The 17,399-nt window shown below is 62.2% G+C and carries 13 protein-coding genes; 4 read left to right on the top strand and 9 right to left on the bottom strand.

Going from position 1 to position 17,399, the window contains the following annotated elements; genetic code table 11:
• Positions 1 to 22: 22 nt before the first annotated feature.
• From ACZ5TH_RS03005 to ACZ5TH_RS02985, 5 genes are all read right to left on the bottom strand, one after another.
• Positions 23 to 427, bottom strand: a complete 405-nt coding sequence (locus ACZ5TH_RS03005) for a nuclear transport factor 2 family protein (protein WP_464794573.1) — start codon at positions 425 to 427, stop codon at positions 23 to 25.
• Between the two features lie 103 nt (positions 428 to 530).
• Complete coding sequence (locus tag ACZ5TH_RS03000; protein WP_449471741.1) at positions 531 to 1,067, bottom strand: 2,4'-dihydroxyacetophenone dioxygenase family protein; 537 nt, start codon at positions 1,065 to 1,067, stop codon at positions 531 to 533.
• A gap of 35 nt (positions 1,068 to 1,102) precedes the next feature.
• A complete protein-coding gene (locus ACZ5TH_RS02995; RefSeq protein WP_464794572.1) occupies positions 1,103 to 3,700 on the bottom strand; it encodes a TonB-dependent receptor in 2,598 nt (865 codons plus the stop codon).
• Positions 3,701 to 3,854: 154 nt separating this feature from the next.
• Positions 3,855 to 4,613: an SDR family NAD(P)-dependent oxidoreductase gene (locus tag ACZ5TH_RS02990; protein WP_464794571.1), complete on the bottom strand. Its 759-nt coding sequence runs from the start codon at positions 4,611 to 4,613 to the stop codon at positions 3,855 to 3,857.
• 82 nt (positions 4,614 to 4,695) lie between these two features.
• A complete protein-coding gene (locus ACZ5TH_RS02985) occupies positions 4,696 to 5,628 on the bottom strand; it encodes an AraC family transcriptional regulator (RefSeq protein WP_464794570.1) in 933 nt (310 codons plus the stop codon).
• Positions 5,629 to 5,938: 310 nt separating this feature from the next.
• Between ACZ5TH_RS02985 and pabB the strand changes: the two genes are divergently transcribed.
• Positions 5,939 to 7,147, top strand: coding sequence for an aminodeoxychorismate synthase component I (gene pabB, locus ACZ5TH_RS02980; RefSeq protein WP_464794569.1), 1,209 nt, complete (start codon positions 5,939 to 5,941; stop codon positions 7,145 to 7,147).
• A gap of 222 nt (positions 7,148 to 7,369) precedes the next feature.
• On the opposite strand, the gene ACZ5TH_RS02975 is transcribed toward pabB, so the two are convergent.
• From ACZ5TH_RS02975 to ACZ5TH_RS02960, 4 genes are all read right to left on the bottom strand, one after another.
• Entirely contained in the window at positions 7,370 to 9,547 is a 2,178-nt protein-coding gene (locus tag ACZ5TH_RS02975; protein WP_464794568.1) for a TonB-dependent receptor, read from the bottom strand.
• Positions 9,548 to 9,580: 33 nt separating this feature from the next.
• Entirely contained in the window at positions 9,581 to 10,804 is a 1,224-nt protein-coding gene (locus tag ACZ5TH_RS02970) for a serine hydrolase domain-containing protein (protein ID WP_464794567.1), read from the bottom strand.
• A 136-nt stretch (positions 10,805 to 10,940) separates the two neighbouring features.
• Complete coding sequence (locus ACZ5TH_RS02965) at positions 10,941 to 12,089, bottom strand: helix-turn-helix transcriptional regulator (RefSeq protein WP_449471728.1); 1,149 nt, start codon at positions 12,087 to 12,089, stop codon at positions 10,941 to 10,943.
• 84 nt (positions 12,090 to 12,173) lie between these two features.
• Positions 12,174 to 12,647, bottom strand: a complete 474-nt coding sequence (locus ACZ5TH_RS02960; protein ID WP_464794566.1) for a MarR family winged helix-turn-helix transcriptional regulator — start codon at positions 12,645 to 12,647, stop codon at positions 12,174 to 12,176.
• A gap of 80 nt (positions 12,648 to 12,727) precedes the next feature.
• Between ACZ5TH_RS02960 and ACZ5TH_RS02955 the strand changes: the two genes are divergently transcribed.
• The 3 genes from ACZ5TH_RS02955 to ACZ5TH_RS02945 all read left to right on the top strand — a co-directional run bounded on the left by ACZ5TH_RS02955 (position 12,728) and on the right by ACZ5TH_RS02945 (position 17,374).
• The gene (locus tag ACZ5TH_RS02955; RefSeq protein WP_464794565.1) at positions 12,728 to 14,179 is read left to right on the top strand and encodes an aldehyde dehydrogenase; all 1,452 of its coding nucleotides are present in this window, start codon (positions 12,728 to 12,730) and stop codon (positions 14,177 to 14,179) included.
• A gap of 114 nt (positions 14,180 to 14,293) precedes the next feature.
• Positions 14,294 to 15,154, top strand: a complete 861-nt coding sequence (locus ACZ5TH_RS02950) for a p-hydroxycinnamoyl CoA hydratase/lyase (RefSeq protein WP_464794564.1) — start codon at positions 14,294 to 14,296, stop codon at positions 15,152 to 15,154.
• Between the two features lie 69 nt (positions 15,155 to 15,223).
• A complete protein-coding gene (locus tag ACZ5TH_RS02945) occupies positions 15,224 to 17,374 on the top strand; it encodes an acetate--CoA ligase family protein (RefSeq protein WP_464794563.1) in 2,151 nt (716 codons plus the stop codon).
• Positions 17,375 to 17,399: the final 25 nt, after the last annotated feature.

Genomic DNA, 17,399 nt, shown 5'->3' with positions numbered 1-17,399 from the left:
TCAGGAATGAAATGGAATAGCCTCATGCCGAAAAGATGAGCGATCCGCTGCGTTCCAGGAAACGCCATCCTCCAGTGGTGCGGATGAACCTGTCCTTGAATGATCCCACCAACGGCGTGCCTGGGCCGACGAACAACAGCATAGCGCTTTCGCCTGTGGCCTCATCTGTGCTGAGAACGTCGATGACGACATTGGCGCAGACATGGCGGGTGGTACGCGGCGGGCGGGCGAGAAAGGCGGCCAATATAGCTTCGCGGCCAACAATCGGCTGATCGGGCGCGGTTGGCCGGGATAACCGGCCATCATCCGTGAACAAGTTCGCTGCGGCTTCCCATTTCGCCGCATCGTTGAGATTGGCATAATGGTGGACGAGACGGGTACAATCCCACTCGATTGCGCGGCGCTGGTCAGGGGTTGAGAAGCTCATGAGGTCTTCGGCGCTGCGGCGTTACGTGGCAGGGGCCTGCTCCTGGTCATTTTGCAATCCATCCGCCGGGAGGCGGGCTGCTCCTCCCGGCGGACGCCCCCGCTCAGAGGTAGAGTTGCGGGTTGATGGGCAAGTTGTTTTCCCGGCAGTAGCTCTCATAATGGTTGATGAACCACCATACATCGGCCGTCTCCACGAACTTGCCATCCTCGTCGTAGAATTCGATCGGCCCCTGCATCCATCCCCACAGTTTGCCACCCTGGGGATGCTCGCTGACCAGTGTGTGCCGTTCGCCGGGCACTTCCAAGAAGAAGTCGCCTGGGCCTGCGACCCAATCATGTTCCAGATAGCGCAGGCTGCCTTCCAGGCACATCATGACCAGCCGCCCGCGATGCTTGTGCGTGCCGACGACGCCCGGTCCTTTCAACCAGAGCACATTGCAATAGATGTTCTGGCGGACGTCGAACGCGAGGTGACGAATGGCGGCGTTGGGACCGAACGGCACCCAAGGACTTTCAGCCTCCGACGGCCCGATGAAGCTGCCCTTGACGCCATGCGCCTCAATCACATGAGACAGGTTTTCGGGCACATCGACGATCTTGAAGGCGGTCGATGGGGGGGCGGTCATTACAGTGGACATGATGATGCGATCCTGTTTCCGTTATGTGGGGTTGATCAGAACTTCACGCCCAGCCTGGCATACCATTCGGCCGGACGATTATAGGTGCCGTAGAATTGCCCCCCGGCGATCTGCGCCTGACCCGTGGTCAGGAAACGTTCGTTGAAGACGTTAGTGCCGCCCACCGTGACGCTGTAGCGGTCGTCAGGCAGGCGCAGCGTGACGTTGGCATTGACGACGTTCGAAGCCTTGCGGTTGAGCAGGAAGGTCCCTTCGGTGTCGTTGCGCATCTGCGACGTGTAGGTCCAGTCGGCCAACATTATGAGCTTCGCGCCGCTGCTGCCCACATCCAGCTCGACGCGCGGGCTGACATTGACCTTCCAATGCGGCGTCTTGGGCAGTTCGGCACCCACGAACACACCGCCCTGGATCACGCTGGGCGCGACAACCGCGCCCGGCAGTACCGAGGTATATTTGGCGTCGATATAGCCGAGCGATGTCGTCAGGGCGAAGGCGCGGATGGGCGCCAAGACCGCTTCGGCCTCGAAGCCCTTGATGCGGGCGTCACCGGCGTTCTGGATGGTGGGGGACACGCCCTGCTGGAAGTTCAGCTGGATGCCTTTATAGTTGGTGGTGAAGGCCGCGAAGTTTAGCTGCAGACGCCGGTCGAACAGCTTCGACTTGAGCCCGATTTCCCAAGTCGTCGCCTTTTCCTCGTCAAAGTTCGGAGCATCGGGCAGCGGGTTCGATAGGCGCGTCGTCCAACCGCCGGTCTTGTACCCTTTCGACCAGGAAGCATAGGCCATAAGGTCGTCGCTGGGATAAAGCTGGACGCCGATCTTGGGCGAGAAATTGTCGAAGGTCTTGCGGTTCACGCCACCGGGATAAAGCTGCAGCGGGGCGTTGGCGTTGGGGAAGCCTGCCGCGATCCGGCAATCGTCGCTGATCGGGGTCAGCGATGCGCAGGGCGGGACGCCAAAGCCGTTCAGGATCTTGTAGGTCAGGCCGTTGAGATCGGTCTGAAACCCTTCGAACGACTTCTTTTCCTTGGTATAGCGCGCGCCGACCGTGATGCCGATCAGGTCGATCGGCTTAAAGTCCAACTGCCCGAACACAGCGCCATTCTTGGTGCTCAGAAGGTTGTTGCCGTCGATAGACAGCAACCCTTCGGCGAAGGTCACATATTCATGAAGGTTACCCGACTCTTCGAAATAATAAGCGCCAAGAACATACTTCAGCCGTTCGTCCAGCGCGTTGCCTAGCATCTGGAACTCCTGGCTGAACTGCTTCTGGTTCATCTCGAAACTGATCTGAAGCATGTTGAGCGGCGACCCGTCATTATCCAGCCCCGCCTTCCAGTGCAGTTCGCGATAAGCGGTAATGGATTTCAAAGTCAGGCTATCGGACAGATCATATTCGATCGTTCCTGCGGCGCCGTAGGATTGCATGCGCGAGAAGTTGGATCCCGTTGCGTAGCTGCTGTCCTTGTCCCCCGTCACAAAGCGATTGTCGTAAGGTAGGCGGTTGTTGTCGGGATTCGCGTCGGCGTTGACGCCGAAGATCGCGGGCAGGTCAAACAAGCCGGTGCGCCCGGCACGCCGAAAGGCATAGACGAAAGACGGCGGGCCGTTGCCGCACCCGGTCGATTGGCCCGCAATGGCGCAGTTATAGCTGCCCGCGAACACATCGAACGCGCCGCCCGCGACATTGGGCGTGGTCGCCAGCAGCGTGTTGGGAAGCTGTTCCTGCTTGCTGTTGCTATAGTCCCCGGTCAACGACACGCGCACGGCATCGCTCGGTTCCCAGCGTAGCTTGGTGCGCAGGCTCCAGGCGTCCTCGCCGCCTTCACGGCCGATCCCGGCATTTTCATAACCGGACGCGGAATAGGCGGTCGCCGGTTCGACCTGATAGGTGCCCGGCTGCGCGCCCGGGAAAGGCTTGCGCTTAAAATAGCCGTTGCGCGTCTTGACGGAAAAGGACACCGAGCTCGCCAGCGTGTCGCTGATCGGAATGTCCGCCGTGCCGCGCGCCTGGAACAGCCTGTAGCTGCCCACCGTCGCATCGCCGATGAAGCGGAACTTGTCGCCGGGATCATGGGTGACAATGGAAATCGCGCCGCCGATGGTGTTGCGGCCGAACAGCGTGCCCTGCGGACCTTTAAGCACTTCGATCCGCTCGACGTCGCCCAGTTCCTGGTTCGCGCCGACCGAACGTGCCAAATAGACGCCGTCCAGATAGACGCCGACGCCCGGATCGATGTTGAACGCGAAGTCGTTCGATCCGATGCCGCGGACATAGGCTGCCAGCACCGATGACGACCCGGAAAAGGGCGTACCCGCATCGAATGTCACATTGGGGGCTAGGCCCGAAAGCGACGCGACGCTCTGCACCGCGCGCTCCTGCAATGCATCGTTGGTGAAGGCGGTAATCGCGATCGGCACCTTCTGCACATTTTCCGAACGACGCTGGGCCGTGACGACGATGTCCTGGACGCCACCGGTCTGGGGCACTTCCTCAGCGGCAGGCACTGGATCGGGCGTGGCGGTGGTGCCAGCGGGTGCGGGCGTCGCTTCCTGGGCATACCCCGGTGTCAAAGTCCCGGCCGCTATGGCCAGCACCGACGCAACGGGCAATGCGGCTATCATCTTGATCATGGTTCCTCCCCTCGGCAATGGACGCTTTTCGCGCTCATCATCGAAATGACAGAAACCCGCCCCTCCCGCTTGCACTGGAGCGCTGCCGATCAGGACTCCAGCGCAATTTGATTCATTTCCACGAATTTTTCACGAATGCGAATTATCGCCTTGGTCAGTTTGCCAGATAGCCGCCATCGATAGGGATGGACGCGCCGGTTATGAAGGCCGCCCTATCCGACAGCAGGAAGGCCGTAAGGTGCCCGCACTCCTCCGGCTCGCCCAGCCGCTTGATCGCCTGGGGCGCGAGCAGCGAGTCCAGGAATTCGGGCGAAGTGCCGTCGAGCAGCTTGGAGCGGATCGCGTTGGGCAGGATGGCATTAACGCGCACATTGACGTCGCCATTCTCCCCCGCCGCCGTTCGCGTCAGACCAAGGATCGCATGCTTAGTCGCCGCATAGACGCCTGCTTCGCGGAGGCCCACCGCTCCCGCGATGGATGAGACGTTGACGATGCTGCCGCCACCCTGCTCCCGCATAACGGTCAGAGCGCCCCGCATGATGCGGAAGCAGCTTTTGAGGTTCACATCGTTCACCTTGTCCCACAGATCATCGCTGCTGTCCGCCAGCATGGATTTAAGGCCGATGCCCGCATTGTTGACGGCGAAGTCGATACGCCCGTCGATCGCGCGCGTCTGCGCAATCAGCGCGTCGATATCGGCCGCGCTGGTAACATCGGCCGCCATGAAGCATGCGACGCCGCCCGCCGCTTCGATCTCCGCGACCGCTTGCGCGCCTTCCTCGGCTGAGGAGGCAAGGTCACTCAACACGACGTTGGCTCCTTCCGCCGCCAGCACCTTGGCGATGCCGCGCCCAATGCCGCTGGCAGCGCCAGTGACAAAGCCCGTTTTCCCGGCAAGCAATCCGTTGGTCATCTGCGTCACTCCTGCATGCTGATGGTAGGCGCGCTCCTGCGATCGGAGCGGCCGATGGACGATCTTTGGAAATTACCGCTGGTCAGGCGCGCGCGATCTGGCGCCCTTCGCGAGGTGAATAGCCGTGCCGCTTGCGGAAGCAGCGCGCGAAATAAGCAGGGTCGTTGAAGCCGAGTTCGAGGGCGATCGCGGTGATGTTCGCCGCTCGGTCGGTCGCGAGCATTTCCAGCGCCCTTTCCAGCCGCCTATCCAATATATACGCGCGTAGCGTCGTGCTTTCGGCCGCGAACCAGGTCTGGATCGTTCGCGGCGATATGCCGACTTCGCGCGCGATGGATTCCGTGTCCAGGTTCGGATCGCCCAGCCGTGCCTCCACGATCGCCTTGACCCGCGCCAGTCCCCGGCCATCGACATTGGGGCCGCCGCGCACAGCGCTGCGCAAGGCAAGGCCCAGCAGGTCCAGCATCAGCGTTTCGGCGCCCTCGGCCCAACTTGGATCAGGCGGCGCGGCGCGGCTCTCCGCCTCTCGCCACAGGGCAAGAGCGAGTTGGTGAAAACTGTGGACGGTCGGCGAATTGCCGGGCGTCGGACTGCCGATATGGAGGTCCAGCTGCGGCACCCGCTGTTCCAGTTCATGGCGGGCGACATCGACCACCATCATTTCATGGGATGCAACCTCGATCCGCATCGGCGCTGCGGTGGTGCAGATGGAAAGGTCGCCGGGCCGCAGTACGCATTCGCGGCCGGATTGGCGCTGCTCACTGAGGCCAAGGGTCTGGAGGTGCACCAGCAGCCGCTCTTCGCCGTGGTGGCGGGCGCTGCGCGACACGACCGACGATTCCGCCCGCGCCTTGAAAATGGTGAGGTCGCCCAGCGTCCAACAGCCAAGCTGACCTAGAAATTCGCGATTGGAACTGTCGATCATCAGCCCGGCGGACCGGCCAGAGGCGATCCTGTTCCAGTAAGCCAAGCGATCACGCCTGGCGACGTCCTGCGTCGAGAATTGCTCGATCATCCACCGCTCTCCTGACTGGAACAGTTTCACATAAATTATGAAAAGGAAATAGTGGCGGTCGTCATCCTATTGACCTTCATCCGGCTCGTTGCAGGTGATGGGGTCATAATCATCATCAAGAGACTGATAAATCTTATTTTATCTCCGTTTCATTCCCTCCCGTGGAATATATCTTCAGACCAAGACTTAGAAAAAATGAATATCTGCGGATCAGTTCGAATGATCGCCACGGCGCGATGTGGGGCCACAGCAGACCTAGAGCTCGTTCGGAGGCCGAAGATTTCTCGGCGCGTGCGAGGTGGAGCGTGCAATGAACCATCTTCTTACTGTGCCGCCGCAATCGGCCCGACCAGAATGTGGTGTGAAGGCCTTGGGTTTCCTGTCGGCCTTCGATCAACCCTATGTGCTTTTAGACGACGCATCCTCGCCCAACGGCGACGTCACGCTCTTCACCCATCCGATGCAAGTGATCGAGGCTGCGACGCTCTCGGAAGTCGCACCTGCACTGGAAGCGGTGCGCGCAGCTACGAGACAAGGCGCACACGCCGCCGGGTTTGTCAGCTATGATGCCGCTGCCGCCTTCGATCCCGCCATGCCGGTTACCCCCTCCTGCGGGCCGGTCCTCTGGTTCGGGATATTCGGGACCCCATTGGTGCTTCCGTCACAAATGTTCGCAAACCTGCTCCCCACCGATGCGACGTTCCGCATGGGGCCACTGACGCCCTCCAGCACGAAAGAGCAGCATATGGGGCGGATCGCAGACCTGCTCGAACTCATTCGTGCAGGCGATCTGTATCAGGCCAACCTCACTTTCCGCGCCGGGATGGACTTCGACGGTGATCCGCTGGCGCTCTACACCCGGCTGCGGCAGCGCCAGCGTGCTCCTTATGGCGCGATCATATCCACTGGCGCAGACCTCATCTTCTCCTTCTCGCCGGAGTTGTTCTTCACGGTGACTGGGCGCGACATCGCCTGTCGTCCGATGAAGGGTACGGCGGAGCGACATGCCGATCCCGGAGCGGACGCCGCTGCCGCGCAGTCGCTCGCCGCTGATCCCAAACAGCGCGCCGAAAATCTGATGATCGTCGACCTGATGCGCAATGATCTGTCGCGGGTGGCGGAGCCTGGATCGGTGAAGGTGCCGCAGCTTTTCTCGGTCGAAACCTATCCGACGGTCCACCAGATGGTCTCTGCCGTGACGGCGCGTCGCCGCGAGGATGTGGACGCTTTCGACATCCTCGCCGCCCTGTTCCCTTGCGGCTCAATCACTGGAGCGCCCAAGATCCGTGCCGCGCAAGTGATTGCACAGCTGGAAGACAGACCGCGCGGCATCTACACAGGATCAATCGGCCATTTTAGCCCGGACGGTGACGCGCGTTTCAACGTCGCGATCCGTACCCTGACCGTCTCACCGGCAGAACGGCGGCTGACGATCGACCTCGGGTCCGGCATCGTCGCTGACTCCGATCCTCTCGCGGAATGGGAGGAGTGCCTGACCAAGGCACGATTTCTCGACTAGAGCATTTTCGAAGCAGATGGCATCATCTGCTGGCTCGGAAAATGCAGAAACAAAAGACAAATAGAGCATGATCCGATCGAGTCTGATCGGATCATGCTCTAGGATTTGCTCGCAGCGATGCTGCCGGGGTAAGTGGAGCTTGTTCGATCTGGCCGGATCGAACAAGCTCCAAAGCACCAATCCTGAAACCCGCCACCCGATGGCGGCGGGTTTCCCTCAACTTCAGAAGGTGAAGCCTGCGCGAATGCCATATTCGCGCGGCGCGCCGTAAAATTCATTGAGGCCGAACTGGCCGCTGACATAGCGCTTGCCGGTCAGGTTGGTGCCATAGGCCTCGATATGGAACTGGCCCGTGCGCAGGGTAACAAGGCCGGACAGCAGGCCATAGCCTTTGATCCGGTCGGTCACCGGTGAATAAGCGAGATTGGTGAAGCGCGGGCCGACATAGGAATAGCTGACGCGCGGGGTCAAAGTCACCTCGTCTCCCAGCCGGAATTCATAGGCCGCCGTGCCGCCATAGGTCCATTTGGGCGAATAGAGGTTGGGGCCGCCATCGGTGGTGACGATGTCGGGAGTATAGTTGTAGCAAGCCGGAGGCGCCGAGCCGACACCCGGCGGGCATTGCGGACCCAAGCTCCCGGGCGGAAGGGCGCGGATATTGATGAAGGTCAGCCCGGCCAGCTTCGAATGGACATAAGCGACATTGGCGTCGAGACTGAAGCCGCCGAACTTGCTCTGCAACTGGGCTTCAATGCCCTTAATCTTGCCTTGCGAGATATTCTGGACGCCGTTGAAGCCGGTCGTCGGTTCGATCACTTCGAACTGGAAATCGGAATAGTCATTGTAGAAAGCCGAAATCTGCGTGCGGACATGCTTGTCGAACAGGCTCGCCTTCCAGCCAATTTCATAGTTCCACACCATTTCCGGCCGGAACTCGGAATCCACCGCGTTGAAGCCGCCGGGCTTATAGCCGCGAGCGACGAAGGCGTAGAGCAGATGGTCGTCATTGACCGTCCAGTTGATCGCCGCCTTACCCGTCACGCGACCATCCTTATGCGATCCCGCAAGGCTCGCCACCGGCAAACCGCCGGGCGGGAAGCCGGGGATGCCAGCGCCAATGCGCACATCGCCCACGCCGCTTGCCTTATAGTGCGAATAGCGCGCGCCCAGCTGCAGCTGGACATCGGGCGTCACGCGATAGCTGCCCTGCGCGAAGATGCCGGTCGTCGTGCGCTTGTTGTCCGGGTCGATGTCGGTCGGAAAGCCAAAGGTCGTTTCGCGGATACGCACCTTGATTTCGTTCCGTTGGAAATAGCCGCCCAATATCCATTCCAGCGTTTCGCCGGTGGGAGAGATCAGGTTGATTTCCTGACTATATTGCCGTTCGCGAGCATAATAATCCTGGGCGATGCCGTTAGGAGCAGGCGAGGCATCGACATCGTTGACACCTTCGATCTTCTTGCTCTGATAACCGCTGATCGACCGCAGCACGATGCCGCTGGCGAATTCCTGCCGCAGTTCCAGGCTGGAGATAAAGGCCTTTTCACGGATCGCCACCGGTGTGTCGTAGTTCAGCGTGTAAATGTCGCCGGTCCGGTAGGAACCAAATTCCGTGCCCTCAATCGGGCGATAGGCATAGCCGCCAATGTCGCGGTCGTTATACTGGACCTTGAGCAGCGCGCGGAAATCGCCCGGCTGCCACAGCACGCCCAACCGTCCGCCCTTTTCGTCGAGCTTGCCCGCCTTGTTGTTGAAGGGGCCGACATCCTTGAAATAGCTATCATGGCCCCGGTAGAATCCAGCGCCGCGCACAGCCAGCGTGGAGGATAGCGGCACGTTGACCGCGCCTTCCAGCCCGAAATTCCCCCGGTTGCCAGCGCTGCCTTCCGCATAGCCATTGATGCCATTCAGATCAGGATTGCGCGAATTGATGAAGATCGCGCCACCGGTCGAGTTGCTGCCGACCAAAGTTCCCTGCGGACCGCGCAACACTTCAACGCTCGCCAGATCATAGAAGCTGTTCGCCTGGACGATCGGCGGCTGGAACAGCCCGTCGATATAGGTGGCGACACCTGCGGTCACATTGGGCGAGTTGCTGGCAAGGCCGATGCCGCGAATGTTGACCGCCGACGTGATACCCGCGTCGGAAATCGACAGCGCAGGCGTTGCATTTTGAAGGTCGTTGAGGCGCACGACGGCGTTCGCCTTCAGGTCGTTGGCGTCCAGCGCACTGGCGGCAACCGGCACCTTCTGCAGATTTTCCGTCCGGCGCTGGGCCGTCACGACGATCTCGCCCAGCGTGTTGGACGATCCCGCCTGCGGGGCCGCTTCCTGCGCCCAGGCGGATGACGTCCACAAGGACATGATGGCGGTGGAGCCCGTCAGCAATATGCGTTTCATTCTTCCCTCCCTATTTTTTGGATGTTCTTCCGGTCATTTCGGAGACCAGGCCGACACGGCCTTCAGGAAAGCGCCGGTTTCCGCCGTCGGCTTTTCATCGCCGGGCGGAAAATAGCTGATCTTGACGACGACGGTGCGGGATCGCGGATCGACGTAGATATATTGGCCTTGCAATCCCACCGCGCTGTAAGCGCCACTATTGTCCAGCAGCCACCATTGCATCGCATAGCCGGTCGGAATGCCTGGCATCTTGTCATCGGCTGGCGCGGACGGCGCCGTCGATGTGCGGACCCAGTCGGCGGGCACCACCTGCCGCCCGTTGGCGCGGCCGCCGTCCAGCATCATCTGGCCGATCCGCCCATAGTCGCGCAGCGTGGCGTTGAAGCCAGCGCCGCTGAATTCGCGGCCGGTGCCCGGCTGCCCATCCATGATGTAGAAGCCGTCCTGCTCCGCGCCCAGCGGTTCCCACAATTTCTGCGCGGTATAGCCTGCGACGGTCGTGCCGCTGACCCGTTCGATCAACCAGCCAAGCACAGCGGTGTCGAGCGTCTTGTACTGGAACACGCTGCCCGGTGCATGCAGCCGCTTCACCGTCCGCGCGGCATCGGCAAAGCGCGCGACATTCTTGACCAGCGCGTCGACATGATTGCGCGCAGCGATGCCGGGATTGGCGAAGTCGTAGCGTTCCTCATAATCAACGCCAGACCGCATCTGCAGGATCTGCCGAATGGTCACGCCGTCATATCCGCCGCCCTTCAATTCGGGCAGGTAAGCGGTGATGTCATCATCCAGCGACTTGATCCGCCCTTCCGCCAGCGCACAGCCAACCAGCAGCGACGTGACCGACTTGGTCATGGACCAGCCGATGAAGCGGCTGTTTTCGTCGCTGTTGTTGCGGTAGATTTCGCTGACGATCTTGCCGTCCTTCATCACCAGCAGCGCGTTGGTGTAGGTGCGCTCGAGGAAATCCTGCGCCGTGTAGCGCTTACCCTCGAAAGTGTAGCTGACATCCAGCGGCGCGTCGGCGCGCGGCAGCCGCCAGGGCGTTCCCGCATGGGCGACGGTGCGCGTGGTGAACAGCCGGTCCATGCTGCGGAAGGTCAAGGAATTGATGTCGCCATCCAGCATGTGCCAGCGGGCGATCTGGACGGCAACCGGCACCGTGGATGGTTGTCCGTCGGCCAGCACGGGCGGCAACGTCTGCTGCGCCGACACAGGCTGAGCCGCCGCGCATATGGCGCCAGCAACGAAACTCACAAGATACCCTGATGCTTTGTGCACACGCACATCCTCTGTTTTGGACGAATGATGATTGTCGGTCGCTTCGTGCTTTTTCTGGACCGATGATTTGAAGATCGCGGCTCCCAAATGGGATACGCCGCGCAACCGCCGCTCAGTGCAAATTGCCATGCACCTGAGCGATGACGGAACCGTACAGCTTGGCGACAAGGTCCGCCTGACGGCGACTGTCGGTCTTTTCCAGGATGCGCTTCATCTGAATGCGCACCGTGCCGACCGACACGCCACGGCGATCAGCATAGGCGTTGATCGATGTACCCTGTGACAAGGCGACGGCCAATCGCGCCTCCGCAGGCGTCAGGCCAAATAGCGAGGTGACGTGCCCGGCCGACAACATCGGCGCCTGTGACGGATCGATCAGGATCAGCGCCACGCCGTCCCGGTCATCATCCCATCCCTGCGCCACCGTCGCCTTGAACGCACCGTTGGGCAGTGCAATGACCTGCACCATGCTGTCGTCCAGTTCGCCGAACGCCGCCGTGACCATCTCGTCCTCACGGGCAGGCGACAGGAGCCGCGCCAGCCTCTGACGGCTTTCGGCCGACACCCCGCGCAGTTGGCCATGGTCCAGCATCAGCGGCGCCCCGTTCACCAGCATCGTGGCCGCCGCGCGATTGTGCCAGCGGACCTCGCCGCTGGCGGTGCAGAGAATGACACCGGGGCGCAGACGATCCATGATCGAGGCTAATGTGGCTTGCGCGGCACGCGCCGCCCGCACGGTGGCCGAGACGCGCGACAGGGTCAGAAGATGCGGCGCGATATCCGACAGGAAAGCCGCATCCTTGCCGTCCCGTTCCACCGTGTCGCCAATCTGCCGGTGCAGGATCAGGCTGAACCAGCGCGAGGGTTCGAAATTGAACAGCAGGCCCGACCCGCCCCTGAGGCCAATCTGTGCCAGGCGATGCCGCGTCTCCTGCAATTGCGGCGATGTGGAATCGAAACGCTGCGCGTCGGTGCGGACGGAGAGCTGTGCTTCCAGGCGATCGCGCGGGACGATGGCGAGCCGGGGATTGTCTGGATTGTTGATCCACCGGTCATGCAGGGCGGCGTTCGCGTGGGAATAGCTATCCCGCTCCTGCCACCGCTGTATCAGATGGCCGCCCTCCTGCCGGTAAATCTGCACCGCCGCACTGCGAACGCCAAGGCCAGCACAAATCTGGTCCAACAGCGGCCGCCAGTTTTCTGGACGGTCGCAGCATCCGTAAAGGGCGGGCAGTATCTGCGCGCTGAGATTAGCCTCCATTGCATCCCTCCCTGCTTGCCGCGCATTATTTTTGCTGCGGCGTTAGGCTCCCAAATGACGTGCGCACTGCGGAGATGGCGCGGCCTAGATGACTGCCGCTTCCCCCTCCTCATGCGTGGCATTTTCTTCCTGCTCCAGGACGTCCAGCACGATGCGCAGCGCATCCTGATATTCGGGCGTCAGCAAGCGTGTGTAGCGACGTTCATGCGCGGTCATGATCGCGTCCGCCTCGCTGCGCACATCCTCTCCCTCGGCGGTCAGGCTCAGGGCGAAGGAACGTCCATCGACCGGCGACTTCTGCACCAGGTCCTTCTGGATGAGGCCAGTGATCAGCGGCACCATATTGGCACGCTTGATCCCCAGCATGCGGCCGATGTCGCTTTGGATGCAGCCCGGATTGGCGCCGATCGTCAGGAGGATCGTCGCTTCCACCGGCCGCAACCCGACCAATTCCAACCCCGCGCCCAGCGTCGCCATCATCGCGGAGGAGGAACGCCGCAGCCGATATCCCAGCCGCGAAGCGACGGGATTGATCAGCCTGTTGCCTGAAGGACTCATGCTCATGACTCCCTCATAATGTTATTGCTCAGAACAATCAACATTGATATGCAACATAACATTAGGAGAGGACCTGACACATGTCCGCATCGGAAATTTCCCTGATCATCGGCGGCGAATCGCGCAGTGCCGCATCGGCTTTCGAACGGTTGAACCCGGTCACTGGCGCCGTCGCCACCCGGGCCGCCGCCGCCAGCGCCGAAGACGCCATTGCCGCGGTCGACGCCGCCAAGGCAGCATTCCCCGCCTGGTCGCAAACCGGCCCCAATGCCCGCCGCGCCTTGCTGATGAAGGCCGCCGACGCGCTCGATGCCCGCGTGGGCGATTTCATCAACGCGATGATGGAGGAAATCGGCGCGACCGAGGGCTGGGCGCGCTTCAACCTGATGCTATCCAGCTCTATGGTGCGCGAAGCGGCTGCCCTCACCACCCAGATCGGCGGAGAGGTGATCCCGTCCGACAAGCCCGGCTGCATCGCCATGGCGATCCGGGAACCGGCGGGCGTGGTGCTGTCGATGGCGCCGTGGAATGCGCCGATCATCCTCGCCACCCGCGCCATCGCCGTGCCGCTCGCCTGCGGCAACAGCGTGGTGCTCAAGGCATCCGAACAATGTCCGCGCACCCATGGCCTGATCGTCCAGGCCTTTGTGGAAGCAGGGTTCACCGGTGGCATCGTCAACCTGATCACCAACGCGCCGCAGGACGCGGCCGATGTGGTCGGCGCGATGATCGACCATCCAGCCGTGCGCCGGGTGAACTTCACGGGATCGACGCCGGTCGGCCGGATCATCGCGAAACGCTGCGCTGAGCATCTGAAGCCTGTGGTGCTGGAACTGGGCGGCAAGGCGCCGCTGATCGTGCTGGAGGATGCCGATCTTGACGAAGCGGTGAAGGCCGCCGCGTTCGGCGCCTTCATGAACCAGGGCCAGATTTGCATGTCGACCGAGCGGATCATCGTGGTCGATGCCATCGCCGACACCTTTGTAGAGAAGTTCCAGGCCAAGGTCGGCACCATGGCGGTGGGCGACCCGCGTGAGGGCAAGACGCCGCTCGGCGCGGTGATCGATCGTAAGACGGTTTCCCATGTCCGTACGCTTATCGATGATGCGTTGGCGGCAGGCGCGATCCAGTTGAATGGAGGAGAGGCGAATGGCATCTTGATGCCCGCCCATGTCATCGACCGCGTCACGCCGCAGATGAAGCTGTTCCGTGATGAAAGCTTCGGCCCGGTCGTCGGCATCATCCGCGCCCGCGATGAAGCGCATGCGATCGAACTCGCCAACGATACCGAATATGGCTTGTCCGCATCGGTCTTTACCCGCGACACGGCACGCGGCCTACGGGTCGCTCGGCAAATCCAGTCCGGCATCTGCCATGTGAACGGCCCGACCGTCCATGACGAAGCGCAAATGCCCTTCGGCGGCGTCAAGGCATCAGGCTATGGCAAGTTCGGCGGCCGCGCGGGCATCGACAGCTTCACCGAATTGCGCTGGATCACGATGGAGACCCAGCCCGGCCATTATCCGATTTAACGCTCACTCCCTTCGTCATCCCAGCGAACGCTGGGATCTCAAGCGGAGAGGCACGATCCAGCCGCACGAGATGCCAGCTTTCGCTGGCATGATGACCAGAACAAGGACTTTACCATGACCAACTTCCTGCATGCCGATGGCGTCGAGCAGGCCGAAATCGAAACCGTCGCCTTCACGGTGGAGGACGGCGTCGCCTGGGTCAGTCTCAACCGCCCGGACAAGCGCAATTGCATGTCGCCGCGCCTCAATCGCCAGATGATGCGCGTGCTCGATGAACTTGAGTTTCGCGACGATGTCGGTGTCCTCGTCCTGACTGGCGAGGGTACGGCGTGGAGCGCGGGCATGGACCTAAAGGAATATTTCCGCGAAACCGAAGCGCAGGGTCTGAAGGGCACGCGCGACGCGCAGCGGGAAAGCTATGGCTGGTGGCGCCGCCTGCGCTGGTATCAGAAGCCCACCATCGCGATGGTCAACGGATGGTGCTTTGGCGGCGGCTACGGCCCGCTCTTCGCCTGCGACCTCGCCTTCGCGGCGGAGGAAGCGCAGTTCGGCCTCAGCGAAATCAACTGGGGTATCCTGCCCGGCGGCGGCGCGGCCAAGGTAGCTACGGAACTTACCAGCTTCCGCAATGCTATGTACCACGCCCTGATGGGGGAGAATGTGGACGGCAAGACGGCGGCGGAATGGGGCTTCGTCAACGAAGCGCTGCCGCTTGGCGCACTGAAGGGCCGTGTGTCGCAGGTTGCGCAGACGCTGCTGACCAAGAACCCCGTGGCGCTCAAGGCGACCAAGGACGCCATCCGCCGGGTGCGCGAGATGACCTATGACAATGCCGAGGATTATCTGATCCGCGCGCAGGAAGCGGCCAACAGCTTCGACAATGAAGGCCGCAAGGAAGGCATCAGGCAGTTCATCGACGACAAGAGCTACAAGCCGGGCCTTGGCGCTTATGACAAGTCGAAACAGCAGGCCTGAACAGCGGTAAACTGGCGGGACCGACCGAAAAGTCGGCCCGCCCAAATAGTTTTTTGGAGAGACGGACCCATGACGGCCGACACCCTCAATCCGCCCGTCACCGCCCGCACCGGCAATGCGCTCGACCGGCTGCTGCGCCCGCGATCGGTGGCGATCGTCGGCGCATCGGACAAACCGGGTGCGCTGGGCGCATCCGTCCTGTCCAACCTGACGCGCAACGGCTTTTCAGGCGACATCCACCTCATCAATCCCAAGCGCGCCGAAATCGGCGGACGGCCATGCCTGCCGTCGGTCGATGCTTTGCCCGATGGCGTTGATGCCGCCGTCCTCGCCATCCCGCGCGTAGCGGTGCTCGATACGGTGAAGGCGCTGGCCGCGCGCAATGTCGGCGCCGCCGTCATCTTTTCCGCCGGATTTGCCGAAGGCGGTGAGGAAGGTCTGGCGGAGCAGCGCGAGATTGGCCGCATCGCCGCCGAGACCGGCATGGTCGTCGAAGGGCCAAACTGCCTTGGCATGACCAACTTCATCGAACGCGTACCGCTGACCTTCGTTGAGACCGACGCCAAGCCGTTGGGCGATCGTCCCGGCATAGGCGTCGTGTCGCAAAGCGGGGCGATGGCTTGCGTGTTATGCACCACGCTTGCTTCGCGCGATTTGGGCCTGTCCTTCTCGATCTCGACCGGCAACGAAGCCGCATCGGGCGTCGAAGATTATGTCGATTACCTGCTGGAGGACAGTTCCACGCGCGTCATCGCCATGATCGTGGAACAGTTCCGGCAGCCCCAGCGCTTTCTCGCCGCCGCCCGCCGCGCCCGCGCGCTGGGCAAGACCATCGTCCTCCTGCACCCGGGCCGGTCGGCCGCCGCACGTGAATCCGCCGCCACCCATACCGGGGCGATGGCAGGCGACTATCAGGTCATGCGCGTCAAGGTGGAGCGCGCGGGCGTCATCCTCGCCGAAACGCTGGAGGAGCTGGGCGACGTCGCCGAAATCGCATTGCGCTGTCCAACCATCCCGGCTGGCGGCGTCGCGGTGCTAGGCGAAAGCGGCGCGTTCAAGGCGCTAACCCTCGACCTGTGCGACGCGATCGCCCTCGACCTGCCGCAGGTGAATGACGCCAACGCCCCTGCCCTGCGCGCGGCGCTGCCCGACTTCGTGCCCGTCTCCAACCCGCTGGACCTGACCGCACAAGGGCTGGTCGATCCCGATCTATATCGCCGGACGCTGGCGGCGCTGTTTACCGACGACCGGTTCGGCAGCATCGTCGCGGGCATTATCCAGACCGATCCCGTGACCGTCGGCATCAAGCTGCCGCCCATCCTGCGCGCTGTTGACGAATTGCGGCCGGACAAGCCGATCATCTTCGCCGGGCTGGACGAGGGCGCGCCGGTTCCGTCCAAACATATTGATCAGCTGCGCGCGCTTGGCATCCCCTATTTCCCTTCGACCGAACGCGCCTTCCGCGCCCTGAAGCGCCTCAACGACCATGCGCGCCAGGACTTCAGCGAAGCGCCGACCACCCCTCTGCCGGCCTCCGGCCTCGCCGGGCAGAGCGGCGTCATCCCGGAATATCGCGCCAAGGCGATCCTCGCCCCGCTCGGCATCCCGTTCCCGAAGGGCGCCTTCTGCACCAGCATCGACGACGCACTCCGCGCTGCGCAAGCGGTCGGCTATCCGGTCGCGCTCAAGGCACAGTCCGCCCGTCTAAGCCACAAGAGCGATGCGGGCGGCGTGGTGTTGAACCTCTCCAACGCTGACGAACTGCGCGCGGGCTGGGACCGGTTATATGCCGATGTCGCCGCCTATGATGCGACCATCGCGCTCGACGGTGTTCTGCTCGAAGCCATGGGCGAACGCGGCGTCGAACTTATCATCGGCGCGAAGAACGATCCAGACTGGGGGCCAGTCATCCTGTGCGGGTTCGGCGGGGTCACGGCGGAAATCCTGCAGGACGTGCGCCTGATCACCCCCGGCCTCTCGATCGACGCCATCGCCGCTGAACTGGACCAGCTCAAGCAAGCGCCGCTGCTGCGCGGCTTTCGCGGATCGCCCCCGCTGGATGTGGAGGCGGCAGCGGGGATTATCCATAGGCTTGGCCGCATCCTTCTCGCCGAACCTTCAATTCGGGAGATCGATCTTAATCCGGTGATCGTCTATCCGCAGGGTAAAGGCGCAATCGCCCTCGACGCCCTTATGCTGACAGCTCCGGAAGACGCCTGACCAACAAGGCAATAACCAGATCGAC

It is taken from the genome of Sphingobium sp. TomTYG73, from assembly GCF_055394245.1.
Note: the sequence above shows the minus strand (reverse complement) of the source record. Positions and strands in the feature narration are given on the sequence as shown.